The following is a 16,106-nucleotide window of genomic DNA, read 5'->3' as shown; positions in this document are numbered from 1 at the left end:
CGGCGATGCCGCCGCCCGTCACATGTGATTACTGGCCGCGGACACGCAGCGGCTTGGTGCCCGCAGGCGCCGGGAATTGCCGGACGTAGAAGTCCGGGACATTATCATCCAGCACCAACGGTTCCGACACTTTGCCGTTATCGCGGCGGACACGCTGGAAGGCATGCCGTGGCGCCCACATTGCGGCGTCGTGATTGGCAGCGGTAACCAGTTTCGTGGTGATGCGGTGGCTGCGGAAACTGTCGATCTGGGTGGCACTTTGATAGCCGAACTTGTAGGAAAGCGTCCAATGATACCCGCCTTGACACCGCTCTCGTAGCCGACGCTAATCCCTACCTCGTGACTAAACGTGTCGATCTGCTGCTGGGAAACACCCGCTTCAACACTCCCTTAGATCTCGTGCGGCATTTTCAATCCATTGTCATCGAACGCGGCAAGTTCGAAATTGATCCAGCGCTCCAGAACATAGAAGGGCGAGTTTGCGACCTTCCATGCCACGTCGTAGTGCGCGTCGACGATCGCAGTAAACGGAAGCGTCACCTTCCGATCCCAAATCGAAGTTGATTCCTGTTCAGGTTTCGCCCGGCTTGGAAGCGACTGAACAGGCGGGGTGTAAGTCTATTCGGTTGGGGATTAAGTTTTAGACCTTTGGCGACTGCAGATGGCCTGTCGTGATTGCCGACACCAAAGAAAGTGTTCGGCGCAATCAGAATGTGTATTTCGCTGATGAAGCCGCCCATCGGCGAGACGGTCCAGGCGGTGAAATCGTCGTCAGAACCGGTGCCCGCGCCGTCCCAGATTCATTCATCGACGACACCATCTCCAACGAGATCGGAGCGCATGCACCCAACATCCTCCAGCGACGGTTTCCAGTGTGTCGTTAAAAATACATCGCCGAGTGCAGAATAGCCCTCAGGCGCAATAGGCCGCTAGCATGCGCCGTCTTCGTCTGCGACTGAGCCTGCATCGTCCCAGACCCACTCATAATCGATTGGCGACCGAACGCCACTGGGTCGTCTTCGATCGCAGCGGTAGATAAAGCCCGATGGCGATTGTTCGGACCATCATATCCCTTGACACCGATGCTGCCGAGAGACCGGAAGCCGTCGGCAGGGGCACGCGGTTTTTAGAAACCGAGATCGTAATCACCACCACTGCCGGCGTCATTCAAGCGATAATCAAAGAGATCGGTGAACATCAGCTTCAGTGATCCGAAGGCAACGGCTTGTGCCGTTGGCATCGCATACATAGTCCGTAATGACTGTGAAATTACACTATACATAACAGCCTCCGATAGAATCTTTACGTCTTGCATTGGTTGCGCACCCCACAAAACGACAACTTAAAACGTTCGTTTTGGGCCATTCACGAAGTTTCCTTTCCTTGTCCAAATGACAGAAATCTGCTTCGCCGATCTCGGTACTCGTTCGGCGATCTGTGTCCCGGCACATCATTCCCGCTTGCACCGTGGGTCAGACCGGGATGCCTTTTGCTTTTACGGCGTGCAGGCGGTACCCATCGAGATGGCAATATTAATTTCGTGACGAAGGGCAGGGGTATGATCAATTTTCGGCAACTCGAAGTGCTCAAGACCCTGCTCGCGACGGGATCGACGATCGCGACCGCCAAGAGCATGGGATTGAGCCAGTCCGGCGTCAGCCGTCTGCTCGCGCAACTGGAATCTGACCTATCGCTCAATCTGTTCGCCCGCGACAAAGGGCGGCTGATCCCGACGCCGGAAGCAAGCATTCTTGCCCGCGACGCCGAAAATATCCTGCTGGGTCTGAACCGCTTTTCCGGCCTCGCGGAAGACCTGCGCAGCGGCGCTGCAGGACCCGAGGTGGTCCGTATCGGTCTGCCGAGCAGCATGTGGGAGGATTTCGCTCCGGCGATGCTGATGGATTACACCCGGGAATTCCCCAGTGTCCGCATCGAGACCTTTTTCGAAACGACGACAGCTATCACCCGGCTGGTCGAACAGCGGGTGATCGACTTCGGCTTTCTGCGCTACGAGGGGGAGGTGGGGCCGGCCATCGAAATGGAGCCGGTGGCAAGTGGTGTCAGCGTCTGCGTCATCCCGGAAAACCATGTCTTGGCGGAACTCAAGGAAATCACCCCGAAGGATCTGCGTAATATCCCGCTGATCCTGATCGGCCGCCAACGGCCGACACGTATGCTGCTCGACCAGACATTCAAGCGGGCGGGGGTGAAGCAAAACGTCAAGATCGAGACCCACACCAACAGTTCGGCCTGCGCCTATGCCGCCCACGGTCTTGGCGTCGGCATCATCAGTAGCTTCTACGCCAATCTCTACCGGCATCTGCGAATCGTCCAACGGCCGTTCATCCCGGTCTCCACGCAGGAATTCGGCCTCGCAAAGCCCACAACCGTTCCGCCTTCCCTGGCTGCGCAAGCTTTGATGGATGCGCTGAAGCGCCAGATCGCACTATCGCAAGATCCGCGCTAAGCTATTTTGCCGTTTACGCTTTTCGAATATCTGGCACCGTGCAGGGCACTCGCCATCTGCATAGGTCTATGACAAAACCGCATAATATTGCGCATATTTGGCAAAACAATCATAGTTCCGTCACAAACAAGCCGGCCAACGGCAGCGATCCCGCATCCAATCGTGTTCAGGGGAACCGATGCTCAGATTTATTTTAAACCGCCTGTTCATGGCGTTGCCGACAGTCGTGATCGTTTCGATCACGGTGTTTGCGCTAATCCGCTTGATTCCAGGTGACCCGGCGGCATTGATGTTGGGCGACATGGCACAGCCGGAGCAGATCGCACAGATGCGTTCCGAACTCGGCCTCGACAAGTCGATGCCTGAGCAATTCCTGATTTGGAGCGGAAACGTCCTGACCGGCGATTTCGGCCGGTCGATCGTCAGCGACGAACCGGTGCTGAAACTCGTCGTCTCACATTTTGCGGTCAGTGCCCAGATCGTGCTGGTCGCCGTGCTTCTGGCCAGCCTGATTGCCGTACCGGCCGGCGTGATCGCCGCCTGGCGTCAGAACAGCCTGACCGACCTTGCCCTCGTTGGTACCGCGACTGTGCTTCTGTCGATCCCGACTTTCTGGCTCGGTCTTTTACTGCTTTTGTTTTTCGGCCTGAAGCTCGGCTGGCTGCCGGTGCTCGGCTACGTCTCGATCGGCGACAATCTCGTCGGCGGACTGCTCTATCTGGTGCTGCCGGTGATGACGCTGGTCATCCACGAAATGGGCGTGCTGATCCGCATGGCGCGCGCTTCGACGCTGGAAGTGCTCCGGCTCGATTACATCACCCATGCCCGGGCGAAAGGGCTGTCCGAAAGCGCCGTTCTCTGGAAGCACGCCTTCAAGAACGCCTTTGGACCGACATGGACGATGATCGGCCTGATCCTCGGCAACCTGCTCGGCGGCATTGCTGTCATCGAAACAGTCTTCACCATTCCGGGCCTTGGCCGCCTGATGGTCGATAGCATTTTCCAGCGTGATTACCCAGTCATCCAGGGCTGCCTGCTGTTCGTCGCCTTGTCCTATGTGCTCGTCAATCTGATCGTCGACCTGCTCTATCCCCTCTTCGATCCGCGCGTGGTGGCCGAATGAAAAACTATACATTCAACGGCCTTATCGGCAGCGTCCTGATTGCCCTTCTGCTGGCCGTCGCAGTCCTCGGCCTGTTCTGGACACCATTCGACCCGATGAAGCTCAGCTTCACCGCCCGCCTTGCCGCGCCGAGCGCGGAGCACTGGCTCGGAACCGACGAGTTCGGCCGCGATGTCCTGAGCCGCATCATGGTCGGCGCCCGCGCCAGTGTCTGGATCGGCGCCCTCACGGTCTCGCTTGCCGCGATTGCCGGCACGGCGATCGGTCTGGTCAGCGGCTATTCGCGGGGTTGGGTCGATGCCGTGATCATGGCTATCAACAATGCGCTTCTGGCTTTCCCCGGCATCCTCTTGGCGCTCGGCCTGCTCGCGGTCTTCGGGGCAAACCAGTACGGCATCATCTTCGCACTCGGCATCGCCTATACGCCGTCGATGGCACGTGTCGTTCGCGGCGCCGTGCTGTCGCTGCGCGAACGTGAATTCATCGAAGCTTCAAAGATCATGGGCAACAGCGAACTCTTCACGATGCTGCGCCATATCCTGCCGAATTGCCTGGCGCCGATCACCGTTCTTTCCACGTCGATGTTCGGCTGGGCGATCCTGTCAGAGAGTGCGCTGAGCTTCCTCGGTCTCGGCGTACCGCCACCGGCACCCACCTGGGGCAACATGCTGGCGGCCGGCCGGCCGTTCATCGAACAGGCCGTCTGGCTTGGCCTCTTCCCTGGTCTCTGCATCGCTCTGACGTTGCTCGGCATCAATCTTCTCGGCGACGCGCTCCGCGACAAACTCGATCCCCGCATGCGAGGTCTGAAATGACACAGGAAAGACTACTTAGCGTTCGCGATCTGTCGCTCGAGGTCGCACAACGCGGCGTCGAGGTCGTGAAGAAAGTCAGCTTCGACATCGATCCCGGCGAGATTTTCGGCATCGTCGGCGAAAGCGGTTCCGGCAAATCATTGGCGACACGCGCGATCATTTCGCTTCTTCCCCCCGCCATCAAGGTGACGGGCGGCAAGGTGACCTTCAAGGGGCGCGATGTCCTGTCGATGAGCGAAGCGGGGCTTCGTGAATTGCGCGGCGGCGAAATCGGACTGGTGTTCCAGGAGCCGATGACCTCGCTCAATCCGTCGATGACCATCGGCAAACAATTGGAAGAGGGGTTGACGCTCCATACCAACATGCCGGCGGCCATCCGGCGCGAACGCATCCTTGCCATGCTCCAGCGCGTCGGTATCCGCGATCCAGAAGGAGCCCTTTCGGCCTATCCGCACGAGTTTTCCGGCGGCATGCGCCAGCGTATCATGCTCGCCTCCGTCATGCTGTTGAAGCCAGCGCTGTTGATCGCCGACGAACCGACTACAGCGCTCGACGCAGTCATCCAGCGCGACGTGATGGAATTGATGGTCGAGCTGACCAAGGCGGAAGGCACGGCCGTTCTCCTGATCAGTCACGATCTGCCGATGGTGGCGCGTTATACCAGCCGTATCGTGGTGATGGAGAAGGGCTCGCTGGTCGAACAGGGAACGACCGAGCAGATCCTCGAAAAGCCGCAGCATCCCTATACGCGCAAGCTGCTTTCGTCGCTGCCGATCCGTGGTGAAGTCCGGACCATCGATACGGTCTCGGCGCCGATGATTTCGGCGCGCAACATCGTCGTCGATTATCCCGGCCGAAAATCCCTGTTCAAGAAGGGCGCGCCGAAACGGGCGCTGCATGGCGTCAGCGTCGATATCCACGCCGGCGAAGTGGTGGCGCTGGTGGGTGGATCCGGCTCGGGAAAGACAACGCTCGGCCGAACCATCGCGGGGCTGGTGAACCAGAGCGCTGGCGACATCCTCTTTCAAGGCCGTGAACGCTCGGCAGACTGGCGGGATTACCGGCTGAACTGCCAGATGGTTTTCCAGGATCCCTATTCCTCCCTCGATCCACGTATGACGATCCTTTCGCTGGTCGAGGAAGCCCTACGGTTGGTGCCGGATATCGACCGGGCTGCCAAGAAAAAGCGCGCCTATGAAACGCTGGAGGAGGTCGGGCTGGGCACCGAATACGCGCTGCGTTATCCGCACGAACTGTCCGGCGGCCAGCGCCAGCGCGTCGCGATCGCCCGGGCGATCGCCCGGCGGCCCAAATTCCTGATCGCCGATGAGCCGGTCTCCGCGCTCGATGTCACTGTACGGGCGCAAGTGCTGACGCTCTTTTCCGATTTGCAGAAGCGCTACGGCTTTTCGTGCCTGTTCATCAGCCACGACCTCGGTGTCGTCGAGCAGGTGGCCGATCGCGTCATCGTCATGCAGGACGGCCGCATCATCGAACAGGGCGACCGCAACACGATCTTCGACAAGCCGAAGGAGGCGTACACGCGGCGTCTTCTTTCGGCCATCCCCGCACTCGATCTCAACGAGACCGGCGGGGTCCAACTGAAATGGCGTCTGGAGGCCTGATATGAATACGATGACGACTTCGAGCAAGGTGGCCGAGCGGCTGAACGCGATCTGCGATGCGCAGATCTTCGTCACCCGCTATTGCGTTCGCAATCTTTTGACCGGCGAAACCTTTGGCCGTGGCGCCGACGAGGAAACGCCGTCCGCCAGCACGCGCAAAACATCGATCATGATGGCGGCGCTGAAGGCCGTCGGCGAAGGGCGTCTCGATCTCAACGAACAGATTGTCTACGAAGAGCGCTTTGCCGAAGAAGTGGCGAGCGGCATCTTCCGTTACCTCACGCCAGGTATCGTCATTTCGCTCCGCGATGCGATCACCGGCATGATGGTGCTGAGCGACAATGTGTGCACCAAGATGGTGTTCGAGCGGCTGACGCTGGAAGAGGTCGATCTCTACTGCAAATCGATCGGCATGGGCGGCACGCACCACCGTTTCCTTATCCCGCCGCTGGCGCTGTCGCCGGATCACGCGCTCGGCGCGGTAACGACGACGACGGCAAGCGATCAGGTCATGCTCCTGCAGACCATCCTCGATGCGCAGACCTCAAGTGCCGCCGCTGCCGCGCTGGGCTGCCCCACAGAGCTTTGCCAATATGCCCTGCAGACGCTGAAGAACCAGGTTCTGCGCTACGGCATTCATTCGCGCCTGCCATTCGAAACCAAGGTGGCAAGCAAGGGTGGACGTGGCAAGCGCGGCCGCATGGATGCCGGCGTTGTCTATCGCGAAGGGGCGCCGTTCTACATCATCGCCGCCTATACCGACCAGGTGCCTCAGGCGATGCCGGACGGCACGCCCGGATACACGATGTCGCTTGAAACCATCGGCAGGCTGTCGCGCGCCTGCTGGGATGAATTCCAGTCATAACCAATCAAAAAAGAGGGTAGAACAATGAAGACAATTCTCCTTGCCAGCACAATGCTGGTGGCACTCGCCGGTACCGCCACCGCCCGCGATATCGTCGTGGCGCAAAGCTCCGATCTGCGCAGCAGCAATCCTGGCGTCAACCGGGATGGCAACACTGACAGCATCATCCTTCATATGGTCGAAGGCTTGGTTGGTTACGCCAACAACGGCGAGGTCAAGCCGCTCCTGGCGGAAAGCGTTGACATGGCGCCGGATGGTCTGAGCTATACGTTCAAGCTGCGCGGTGACGTGAAGTTCCACAACGGCAAGGCTCTGACCGCCGAAGACGTCGTCTGGAACTGGAACCGCTACATGGATCCTTCGACCAAATGGACCTGCCTCAAGGATTTCGACGGCAATGGCGCCGCCCACGTCACCGGTATCAAGGCCACCGACGCCTCAACCGTGACAATGACGCTCGAAACTCCCTCAGCTGTTTTTCTCGGCCTGATGTCGCGCCCTGAATGCGGCTACACCGGCATCATCTCGCCAGATTCCGTTGCCGCCGACGGCACGTTCGACAAGCCGATCGGCACCGGCCCGTTCCAGTGGGACGAGTGGAAGAAGGGCGAATACGTTCACCTGACCAAGTATGACGGTTATGTCTCGCCAAAGAACGACGGCAAGCCGGATGGCGTCGTCGGATCGAAGCGGCCGCTGGTGGATGGCATCAAGTTCATGGTTATCCCCGATGCCTCGACGGTCAAGGCTGGCTTGCAGTCCGGCGTGCTGGATACGGCGGAGATCTCGCCGGATCTCATTCCGGAATTCAAGGACAGCGAAACCACCCAGCTGATCATTGCCCGCAACAACGGCAAGAACCTGTTCTACATCCAGACCCGCGATCCGGTGCTTAGCAAGCCGGCGATCCGCCGGGCGATGGCGCAGGCGCTCGATCTCGACCAGCTGGTTGCTGCCGCTTCGAACGGAACGGGCGAGGCGAACGGCTCGATGATCTCGTCGGATTCCGTCTATTACAGCGACGTGCAGAAGAAGCGCCTGCCGTATGATCTGGAAGCCGCGAAGAAGGAACTCGACGCCTCTGGATACAAGGGCGAGCCGATCAGCATCATCGCCAACAAGCGCGGCAACGTGCCAAGCTTCCCGGCAGCCGTCATGGCGCAGGCAATGTTGCAGCAAATCGGTCTCAACGTGCAGATCGAGGTGCTTGATTACGCAACGCAGGTCGATCGCCGCCGCTCGGGCAAGTACCAGATCATCTCGCAGTCTGTCACACCGCGTCTCGATCCTGCGCTGATGTACAGCTTCTATGTTGGCGACAAGGACAAGAACGCATCACTGATGTGGGACGATCCGAAGGCACGCGAACTGCTGAAAGCTGCCTATGCCGAGATCGACCCGAAAAAGCGTCAGGCGATCTTCGACGAGTTCCATGAACTTATGTTGCAGGAAATGCCGGGCATTTTTCTCTACGACATGGTCGATGTCTGGGGCGCAACCAAGGCGCTGAAGGGCCAGCCGGTCTGGCAGTCCAACGCCCGCCTCTGGGAAGTGTCTGTCGACGACTAAGCTCAGCGCGCCGCTTCGGCGATGCGTCAGTCTTCTCTTTCAATGTAAACCAAACCGGCGGGTTGCGATCCGCCGGGCCGGATTTTCGTCGCCAAAAAATGCGCGGATGTGAGGATACCAATGCCCGATAAACCCTCTCTTCTTTCCCTGACTGCTGCCATCGACGGTATGGCATCGAAATTTACCGCTCTCAGCGATCAGATCTGGGAATTTGCAGAGCTGAAATTCGATGAACACCGCTCCTCCGCATTGCTGATCGGGACGCTCGAGCAGAACGGCTTTTCCGTCCGGCGCAATATCGCCGGCATGGAAACGGCTTTCATTGGTGAGTTCGGCAACGGCAAACCTATCATCGCCTTCCTTGGCGAGTTCGATGCATTGGCCGGGATGAGCCAGGAAGCGGGCATCGATGCCCCCCAATCCTTGTCAGTTGATGGCACTGGCCATGGCTGCGGCCACAATCTGCTCGGGGCAGGCTCATTGCTCGCAGCGATTTCGCTTGCGCAGCACCTCAAGGCCGAAGGCCTGCCTGGCACGGTCCGTTATTATGGCTGCCCCGGAGAAGAGGGCGGGTCGGGCAAGACCTTCATGGTGCGCGCTGGTGCCTTCGCCGATGTCGATGCGGCACTGACGTGGCACCCCGCACCTTTCAATGGCGTGCGCTCCACCAACAATCTGGCCGTTCTCGAAACTTATTACCGGTTCAAGGGTGTGGCCGCCCATGCCGCCAACAGCGCTCATCTTGGCCGTTCCGCGCTCGATGCGGTCGAGTTGATGAATGTTGGCGTCAATTTCCTGCGCGAACACATGCCGCAGGATTGCCGTGTCCACTATGCTATCACCGATGCTGGCGGCCGGGCGGCCAATGTCGTGCAGGCCAAGGCCGAAGTGCTCTATCTGATCCGCGCGCCGGAAATGGCGCAAGCGCTGGCTCTTGCCGAGCGGGTCGGCAAGGTGGCGCAGGGGGCTGCCACCATGACGGAGACCGCGGTCGAGACCATCTTCGATACGGCCTCCACCAATCTGCTCCCCAATCTGACGCTTGAAAACGCCATCCATGATAATATGGTCGCAATCGGTCCCGTGCCGTTCGATGACGACGACATCGCCTTTGCACAAAAGATCCAGGCCACGCTTACGGATGAGGCGGTCAAAAGCAGCATTCGCCTCTATCAGATCAAGAACGACGTTTTCTCCAACGACAAGATCGACGGCTCGACAGCGCTGCACATGGGCTTGCGCGCCTTTGAGGGCCAGTCACATTTCCGTGCCGGTTCGACCGATGTCGGCGACGTTAGCCGGGTAACACCGACGGCGCAGTGCTGGGCACCCGCCTGGGCGATCGGCACCAACCCGCACACATGGCAGGTCGTCGCGCAGGGCCGAAGCCCGGCCGCACACAAGGCCATGGTGCATGCGGCAAAGGTGCTTGCCGCCACCGGCCTCGATCTGGTGATGTCGGAGGAACTTCGTTTTGAGGCGAGGGCCGAGTGGGAGGACAAGATGGACGGCCAGCCCTATGTCTGCCCGATCCCGGAAGACATCAAACCGGGACAGCACTGAGCCAACAGTCGCGTCCGCCGGTCAGAACGTTGGTGGCGTGCAGGCGCTGATGATTTCGCACGCCACCGGGCCGACACAGCGGAACCGGTGGGGGCGGCGGCTCTCGAAATAGTAGGCATCGCCCGGTCCAAGAATCCGTCGTTCGTCATCGACGGTCACCTCCAGCCGCCCCGACAGGACGATCCCGCCTTCCTCGCCGTCATGCACCAGCGGCACTTTCCCGGTGTCGGCACCGGGCTGGTAACATTCCTTGAGAATCTGCAGGCTCCGCCCGAACAGATTGTCGCCGATCTGGCGGTAGGAGATCGGTCCCTTGCCGATTTCAACCAGTTCGTCGGCCCCATAAAAGGCCTTTTTCGGACGATCTGGCTCGAAAGCAAAAAACTCCGCAAGGCCGATAGGGATGCCGTCGAGGATACGCTTCAGTGCACCGACGGATGGATTGGAGGAGTTGGATTCGATCAGCGAAATCGTCGAATTTGTCACGCCCGCCCGCTTGGCCAGTTCCCGCTGCGACAGATTGTTGAGAAGGCGCAGATGGCGCAATCGGTTTCCGATATCCACCGACATGGGCAATTCCTCTGTTTTGCATGTTCGAAATATCGAAACTATTACAATTCGTGGACAGTGTTTTCAATGGCTTATAGCTGAGCAGAAAAGGACTTGTTTCGGAATTTGAAATCAGGCGTCATCGCGGCCTGACAGGAGGTCGCCATGAACCAGCACAGCAAACCAAACACCCCGGGACTCGACAGCTACTGGATGCCGTTTACGGCCAACCGGCAATTCAAGGCGGCGCCACGCCTGCTCGCCTCGGCAGAAGGCATGCACTATACCAGCGTCGATGGTCGAAAGATCCTCGACGGGACGGCAGGCCTCTGGTGCGTCAATGCCGGCCACGGCCGCCGCCAGATCGCGTCGGCGGTCGAGCGTCAGCTGTTGACACTAGACTTCGCGCCATCTTTCCAGATGGGCCACCCGATTGCTTTTGATTTCGCCGAGCGGCTGGCAGAGATCGCGCCGGGTGGAGCGGATGGAAAACTCGACCGTGTCTTCTTTACAGGCTCAGGCTCCGAATCCGTCGACACCGCCCTCAAGATCGCCGTCGCATACCAGCGATCGATCGGGCAGGGGACTCGCACACGCCTGATTGGCCGTGAACGCGGCTATCACGGCGTCGGTTTCGGCGGCATTTCCGTTGGCGGCCTCGTCAACAACCGCCGGGTCTTTCCGCAGCTTCCCGGCACCGACCATCTGCGCCACACCCATGACCTTTCGAAGAATGCCTTCGTCAAAGGCCAACCGGAGTACGGTGCCGAACTGGCCGACGATCTTGAAAGACTGGTCGGCCTGCATGGCGCTGAAACCATCGCGGCCTGTATCGTCGAACCCGTCGCCGGCTCGACCGGTGTGCTGATCCCACCGAAGGGCTATCTCGAACGGTTGCGCAAGATTTGCTCCACCCACGGCATCCTGTTGATCTTCGACGAAGTGATCACCGGTTTCGGCCGCCTCGGCGCACCGTTTGCTACCGACTATTTCGGCGTGACGCCCGATCTCGTCACCACGGCAAAAGGCCTGACCAACGGCGCGATCCCGATGGGCGCGGTGTTTGCCAGCCGCAAGGTCCACGATGCCCTGATGCACGGCCCGGCGGGCCAGATCGAACTGTTCCACGGCTACACCTATTCCGGCCACCCGGCAGCTTGCGCCGCCGGCATCGCGACGCTCGACATCTACCGGGACGAGAACCTATTGACCCGGGCGGCCGACCTCCAGGACCATTGGCATGAAGCAATGCACGCGCTGAAGGGTCTGCCGCATGTGGCCGATATCCGCACCATCGGCCTGATCGCTGGCGTTGAGCTGTCTTCCCGCGACGGCGCTCCCGGTGCACGCGCTTACGATGTCTTCGTCGATTGCTTCGAGCGCGGCCTGCTGATCCGCGTTACCGGTGACATCATCGCCTTCTCGCCGCCGCTGATCGCCGAGAAATCCCATATCGATGACATCGTCTCGATGCTCGGCGATGCTTTGAAGCGGGTGCAATAACCCGCATGCTTGAGGCGCCCGGCAGTTCGTCGTAGATATGCCGGGCGTTTGATTTTGAAGGAGACAGGGCATGGACCGGTTCACCGGCGGTTGCCTGTGCGGTAGCGTCCGATTTGTGGCATCCGGCACCCCATACCGGGTCGGCCTTTGTCACTGCCTCGACTGCCGCAAGCATCATGGAGCCCTTTTTCACGCCTCGGCGATATTCCCGCAGGATGCGGTAACGATCGAGGGAGAAACCAGCAGCTATGCCGGACGGTTTTTCTGTCCCGGCTGCGGCTCGCCCGTCTTCGCACGCTCCGCTGACGAGATCGAAGTGAACCTCGGATCTCTGGATAGCCCTGACCAGCTGATGCCGACCTACGAACTCTGGACAGATCGCCGCGAAGCGTGGTTGCCTCCGTTTCCGCAGATGAGACGATACGACCGCGATCGAGACGCCGAGAGCCGCTTTGAGGGGTAGGTCGCAGAACGCCAACTGTTTCTTGCGGCGTCTCTAGAGGCGTGAAGTCTGGGCCACCCAATGAAGAAAAAGGGAAGAGATTAATGGCACTAATTCGCCAGATAACGTCTGCGTAAAATGAATGGGCGTGGCTCGATGGATGGAGAGTAAAGGCAGCGGACTGACTGGTCACGTAAACTCACTCGGATAAAGTTCGGGGGACAAGAGACCGAGGCAGATCGCGCTCGTCAGCGGTGTTGCCAGCGAGCGCAGAAAAGGTTCGCTGGCAACGGAAGCCGGCACTTTCAGCACACCCAGAAGCACCACAAATTCAACCGGGCGCGGACGGCGCCAAACCGAAACTACAGCACGAGTCGCACGCCGCCTCCGCCGGAAAGTCCGGTCGGGACAAAAGCGCCGCCAGCTTGCGTCGGCTTTTTGAAGTGCGCCGTACCCGATACATAGAGGTTCAACACTTTGGTGATCAGCGCCGTATAGCTCGATTCCGTATTGAGGCTACCGCTGACATTCCAGTCGATCACCGCATATGGCAGGTAGATTGCGCCATTGTAAAAACTGCCAGCGGATGTGTTTATGCGAAACTGCACGTTGTCCTCCTTCGCTTTGCGCCCCTGGAACATGAGGATACCGGCATGCGGACCGATGGTTGGTGCCGATACCTGCAGGATCGCAGCTCCGTTGAGCATCAATGGCGATTGTGCATCTTCGAAATAGAACAGCACGTCCTTGCCTATCACCTTGGCAGATGTGTTCAACGTCAGGGGCCCCCCTCGAAAGGTGTATATTCCAGGCTTCAGCGTGACGTCGTCGCTCGCATTCAGTGTCAATCCGCCGCAATAGATCCCTGGATCAATCGACGTTTTTCCCTGACTGTTGATCGTTTTCAGGCCGTTGGACGTACACGCCGCCGTTCGCGCGACTGGCTCTGCCATGCCGGCCAGAGGATCGGGAACAACAGGAGAGCCATCCACAGGCAGCGGTGAAATCACTTTGCCAACGACTTTGGACCTGCCGTTGACAGCGATCGACGATGCACAGAACTTGCCTTGGTTCTCCATGTAGAACGCACGTTGCATATGTGCTGAATTCACCTGGAAACCGCATTCATTGGTCACGGAGTTCGCGTTGATGATCCTCAAAGCATCGGCCTTGCTCGGGTCAAGGATCAAGACGCAGGCGGAGCTCCCCGGTGCTCTAACGGCTTTCGCAACGACCGAAACCGGTATCGTTTTGAACCCGAACATATGCATGATGGCGGTTGGATAATCTTCTTCGACCGCTACCGCCACGGCGTCGCGATCGACTGTGACTTGGTGTTCCCAGCTAGGAGCTTCCCCAACTGCCGTGACGGTGCTGCTGTCGAGGTGTGCGTCAAGAAGCCCATACGCGACGGTTTTCTCCCCTCCGGCGCCTCCTGCTGCTGCTGCCAACGCCGCCGAATGGGCGGCATCCTGCATGGCGGCTTTGCGATGGTGGACGGCTGCAAAGTCGATAGCTACGCCAACAGCTATCAGGAGCGGTATCATCACCAGCGCCGCCAGAAGTCCAAAATTGCCGGATCGGCAACGTAACCAAGCTAATGCACAGCGTGTGATCGGGAAACCCAAGATAGTCATGTCGTATTCTCTGTAATGATGTGAAGGCCACACCATCACATCAGGGCCATGAATCTTTCTAACCATTTAATTCCGAATGGAAATTTACGGTATACTATCCCAGATTGCATGCGCCCAGGTGTGATAACGGCAAAGAACAACCGCACTGCTGTGTGGCTTTACAGACCCTACCAATTTTCCCGGGGGAGGGCAGGTTAGGAGCTTTGAGAAAATCAAACTTTGGGTCATTTGGATATTAGCATGGCAACACCGTCATCGTTTTGACGATAGCAGCTTATGGGCATTGCTATGAATGGGCGCCGGGTGGGAGCCAGGTTTCGCCTCGTGCCACACATGAAGCCAATATGACATTGGCAGCATCACCCTTGCACTGACATGAAATCATAGAATTTTCGACTGGGAGGCAGTTTGAAAATGAGGAAGATCAGGCGCTCCCGACAGTCCATTTGAAATCAGGAGAACGCGTTCGCGTTTTATTGTCTGCAACTGTGATAGGCGGCCTATTGTCAGAGCGCGTCGCGCTGGGTGCGCAGATTAGCGACGACACGGCGGTTCTGCACCTTGCACGAACGCTCTGTGCAGTCGCGAACTTCGCGTTCGTTGCCATAGCCCTTGGCCCACATACGCTGGGCATCCACACCCTTCGAAGCCAGATAAGCCATCGTCGCATCGGCGCGCTTTTGCGACAGTGCCTCCATTTTGGACGCGGATCCAGAATCGTCAGCAAACCCCTGCAGCTTGACCTGCCAACGGGGATTGCTGTTGAGCCAGGCCGCCTGGTTATCCAGCGTTGCCTTGGCGACGGAATCAAGTGCTGCCGAGTCTTGCGTAAAATAGACCCGACGGCCGACATTGAGGATAAAGTCCTCTTCGCTGCCAGCCGAGACGGTTTCGAAACCGGGCGCGGGATCGTTGGTCTGGCCCGTCATCGCTACCGCGGCAGGTTCTTCGACGGAGGCGATATCGGTGGTGTTGCAGGCAGCGAGCAACAGGAGCATTGCCGCGGCTAAAAGGTACCGCGTGTATCCGATCTTAGCAGGCATCAAGGGGAATTCCTCATTCGACCGGGGTAACTTCACTGACCTGCGGCGCTTGGTCGGCAATGTGCGGCAGAACCTGAACCGCAGTGCCAATGGGACAACGCTGATAAAGGTCGATGGCGTCTTCGTTGAACATGCGGATACAGCCGCTGGACGCGTCCTTGCCGATACTGCCCGGTTCCAGCGTGCCGTGAAAGCGGTAGCCGGTATCGACGCCGTCGCGATGCAGGTACATGGCGCGGGGGCCGAGCGGGTTCTTCGGTGAGCCTCCGTCGACGAATTCAGGCAGCTCTGGATGGCGCTTGCGCATGTCGGACGGTGGTGTCCAGCGCGGCCACAGTGATTTCTGGTCGATCGTCGCGCGGCCAAACCACTTGAAGCCATCGCGGCCGACGCCGACGCCGTAGCGTATGGCCGTCTTGTTCTCCATGATCACGTAGAGAAAATGATGCCTCGTATCGACAACAACGGTGCCGATCGGCTCAGTGCTGAAATATTTGACGACCTGGCGGCGCCATTGTTTGTCGATCCTGGCAAAATTGGTCGTCCGGAACGTTACGCCGTTATCGATGGCTGTCCCGGCAAAATAAGACGCCGCTGCCGCAAACACCGGTTTATGGAACGTGCCAGCGCCAAGTAACGCCAAGCCACCAAGCAATATATCCCTACGGGTCGACTCCATCGGCAATATCCCCCAAAGCCAATCAGCGAAGTGCCAGTAAATCAGATTTTTAAATTGCTACAATAGAAAACTCTTGGGGATCGATTCTTTCGCCAATCTTTTGAAATACCTCTTTCCGCGTTGAGCCCACAGCGCCTAGGGCGGCGGCCACGACAGAGGGCGTCCGAAGAAGCCCAAGCGAGCATCGCATTCAAGGTGTTTCTCGATGTCCGACATCGGCCTCCTC

General features: G+C 58.9%; 16 protein-coding genes. 9 read left to right on the top strand and 7 right to left on the bottom strand.

Annotated features, from left to right (window positions below; translation table 11 throughout):
* Positions 1-28: 28 nt before the first annotated feature.
* From R6X40_RS30800 to R6X40_RS31740, 3 genes are all read right to left on the bottom strand, one after another.
* Entirely contained in the window at positions 29-181 is a 153-nt protein-coding gene (locus R6X40_RS30800; RefSeq protein WP_318418921.1) for a hypothetical protein, read from the bottom strand.
* Between the two features lie 209 nt (positions 182-390).
* The gene (locus tag R6X40_RS30795) at positions 391-540 is read right to left on the bottom strand and encodes a hypothetical protein (RefSeq protein WP_318418920.1); all 150 of its coding nucleotides are present in this window, start codon (positions 538-540) and stop codon (positions 391-393) included.
* 260 nt (positions 541-800) lie between these two features.
* Entirely contained in the window at positions 801-923 is a 123-nt protein-coding gene (locus R6X40_RS31740; protein ID WP_412178503.1) for a Vps62-related protein, read from the bottom strand.
* A 638-nt stretch (positions 924-1,561) separates the two neighbouring features.
* Here R6X40_RS31740 and R6X40_RS30790 point away from each other — a divergent pair.
* The 7 genes from R6X40_RS30790 (at position 1,562) to R6X40_RS30760 (ending at position 10,027) form a co-directional block, all read left to right on the top strand.
* On the top strand, positions 1,562-2,467 hold the full coding sequence (locus tag R6X40_RS30790) for a LysR family transcriptional regulator (RefSeq protein WP_318418969.1): 906 nt from the start codon (positions 1,562-1,564) through the stop codon (positions 2,465-2,467).
* A 178-nt stretch (positions 2,468-2,645) separates the two neighbouring features.
* Positions 2,646-3,590: an ABC transporter permease gene (locus R6X40_RS30785; RefSeq protein WP_318418919.1), complete on the top strand. Its 945-nt coding sequence runs from the start codon at positions 2,646-2,648 to the stop codon at positions 3,588-3,590.
* Positions 3,587-4,405: an ABC transporter permease gene (locus tag R6X40_RS30780; RefSeq protein WP_318418917.1), complete on the top strand. Its 819-nt coding sequence runs from the start codon at positions 3,587-3,589 to the stop codon at positions 4,403-4,405. The genes R6X40_RS30785 and R6X40_RS30780 overlap by 4 nt, the downstream gene beginning before the upstream one ends.
* Entirely contained in the window at positions 4,402-6,030 is a 1,629-nt protein-coding gene (locus tag R6X40_RS30775; protein WP_318418915.1) for an ABC transporter ATP-binding protein, read from the top strand. Before R6X40_RS30780 ends, R6X40_RS30775 begins: the two co-directional genes overlap by 4 nt.
* 1 nt (position 6,031) lies before the next feature.
* A complete protein-coding gene (locus tag R6X40_RS30770) occupies positions 6,032-6,895 on the top strand; it encodes a serine hydrolase (protein ID WP_318418913.1) in 864 nt (287 codons plus the stop codon).
* 24 nt (positions 6,896-6,919) lie between these two features.
* Positions 6,920-8,464, top strand: coding sequence for an ABC transporter substrate-binding protein (locus tag R6X40_RS30765; protein ID WP_318418911.1), 1,545 nt, complete (start codon positions 6,920-6,922; stop codon positions 8,462-8,464).
* A gap of 168 nt (positions 8,465-8,632) precedes the next feature.
* Positions 8,633-10,027: a M20 family metallopeptidase gene (locus tag R6X40_RS30760; protein WP_412178502.1), complete on the top strand. Its 1,395-nt coding sequence runs from the start codon at positions 8,633-8,635 to the stop codon at positions 10,025-10,027.
* A 21-nt stretch (positions 10,028-10,048) separates the two neighbouring features.
* Here the strand turns inward: R6X40_RS30760 and R6X40_RS30755 are convergent, their stop codons facing one another.
* Positions 10,049-10,597 carry a cupin domain-containing protein gene (locus R6X40_RS30755; protein ID WP_318418907.1) on the bottom strand — a complete coding sequence of 183 codons (549 nt, stop codon included), beginning with the start codon at positions 10,595-10,597 and terminating at the stop codon, positions 10,049-10,051.
* 144 nt (positions 10,598-10,741) lie between these two features.
* Here R6X40_RS30755 and R6X40_RS30750 point away from each other — a divergent pair, with 144 nt between their 5' ends.
* Entirely contained in the window at positions 10,742-12,079 is a 1,338-nt protein-coding gene (locus R6X40_RS30750; protein ID WP_318418905.1) for an aspartate aminotransferase family protein, read from the top strand.
* A 70-nt stretch (positions 12,080-12,149) separates the two neighbouring features.
* Positions 12,150-12,542 (top strand): GFA family protein, encoded by a 393-nt coding sequence (locus R6X40_RS30745; protein ID WP_318418904.1) that lies wholly within the window; start codon positions 12,150-12,152, stop codon positions 12,540-12,542.
* A gap of 341 nt (positions 12,543-12,883) precedes the next feature.
* On the opposite strand, the gene R6X40_RS30740 is transcribed toward R6X40_RS30745, so the two are convergent.
* The 3 genes from R6X40_RS30740 to R6X40_RS30730 all read right to left on the bottom strand — a co-directional run bounded on the left by R6X40_RS30740 (position 12,884) and on the right by R6X40_RS30730 (position 15,880).
* The gene (locus R6X40_RS30740; protein WP_318418902.1) at positions 12,884-14,158 is read right to left on the bottom strand and encodes a pilus assembly protein TadG-related protein; all 1,275 of its coding nucleotides are present in this window, start codon (positions 14,156-14,158) and stop codon (positions 12,884-12,886) included.
* A 506-nt stretch (positions 14,159-14,664) separates the two neighbouring features.
* Complete coding sequence (locus R6X40_RS30735) at positions 14,665-15,201, bottom strand: OmpA family protein (RefSeq protein WP_318418901.1); 537 nt, start codon at positions 15,199-15,201, stop codon at positions 14,665-14,667.
* A 13-nt stretch (positions 15,202-15,214) separates the two neighbouring features.
* The gene (locus R6X40_RS30730; RefSeq protein ID WP_318418900.1) at positions 15,215-15,880 is read right to left on the bottom strand and encodes a L,D-transpeptidase; all 666 of its coding nucleotides are present in this window, start codon (positions 15,878-15,880) and stop codon (positions 15,215-15,217) included.
* Between the last annotated feature and the right edge of the window lie 226 nt (positions 15,881-16,106).

Source organism: Rhizobium sp. PL01 (assembly GCF_033447125.1).
Lineage (GTDB): Bacteria > Pseudomonadota > Alphaproteobacteria > Rhizobiales > Rhizobiaceae > Pararhizobium.
Note: the sequence above shows the minus strand (reverse complement) of the source record. Positions and strands in the feature narration are given on the sequence as shown.

What these genes read in the sequence shown, in the direction of transcription:
- R6X40_RS30765 (WP_318418911.1), top strand. Translation starts at nt 6,920, where the DNA reads ATGAAGACAATTCTCCTTGCCAGCACAATGCTGGTGGCACTCGCCGGT.
- R6X40_RS30740 (WP_318418902.1), bottom strand. Translation starts at nt 14,158, where the DNA reads ATGACTATCTTGGGTTTCCCGATCACACGCTGTGCATTAGCTTGGTTA.
- R6X40_RS30760 (WP_412178502.1), top strand. Translation starts at nt 8,633, where the DNA reads ATGGCATCGAAATTTACCGCTCTCAGCGATCAGATCTGGGAATTTGCA.
- R6X40_RS30785 (WP_318418919.1), top strand. Translation starts at nt 2,646, where the DNA reads ATGCTCAGATTTATTTTAAACCGCCTGTTCATGGCGTTGCCGACAGTC.
- R6X40_RS30755 (WP_318418907.1), bottom strand. Translation starts at nt 10,597, where the DNA reads ATGTCGGTGGATATCGGAAACCGATTGCGCCATCTGCGCCTTCTCAAC.
- R6X40_RS30775 (WP_318418915.1), top strand. Translation starts at nt 4,402, where the DNA reads ATGACACAGGAAAGACTACTTAGCGTTCGCGATCTGTCGCTCGAGGTC.
- R6X40_RS30735 (WP_318418901.1), bottom strand. Translation starts at nt 15,201, where the DNA reads ATGCCTGCTAAGATCGGATACACGCGGTACCTTTTAGCCGCGGCAATG.
- R6X40_RS30730 (WP_318418900.1), bottom strand. Translation starts at nt 15,880, where the DNA reads ATGGAGTCGACCCGTAGGGATATATTGCTTGGTGGCTTGGCGTTACTT.
- R6X40_RS30800 (WP_318418921.1), bottom strand. Translation starts at nt 181, where the DNA reads ATGTGGGCGCCACGGCATGCCTTCCAGCGTGTCCGCCGCGATAACGGC.
- R6X40_RS30780 (WP_318418917.1), top strand. Translation starts at nt 3,587, where the DNA reads ATGAAAAACTATACATTCAACGGCCTTATCGGCAGCGTCCTGATTGCC.
- R6X40_RS30770 (WP_318418913.1), top strand. Translation starts at nt 6,032, where the DNA reads ATGAATACGATGACGACTTCGAGCAAGGTGGCCGAGCGGCTGAACGCG.
- R6X40_RS30750 (WP_318418905.1), top strand. Translation starts at nt 10,742, where the DNA reads ATGAACCAGCACAGCAAACCAAACACCCCGGGACTCGACAGCTACTGG.
- R6X40_RS30745 (WP_318418904.1), top strand. Translation starts at nt 12,150, where the DNA reads ATGGACCGGTTCACCGGCGGTTGCCTGTGCGGTAGCGTCCGATTTGTG.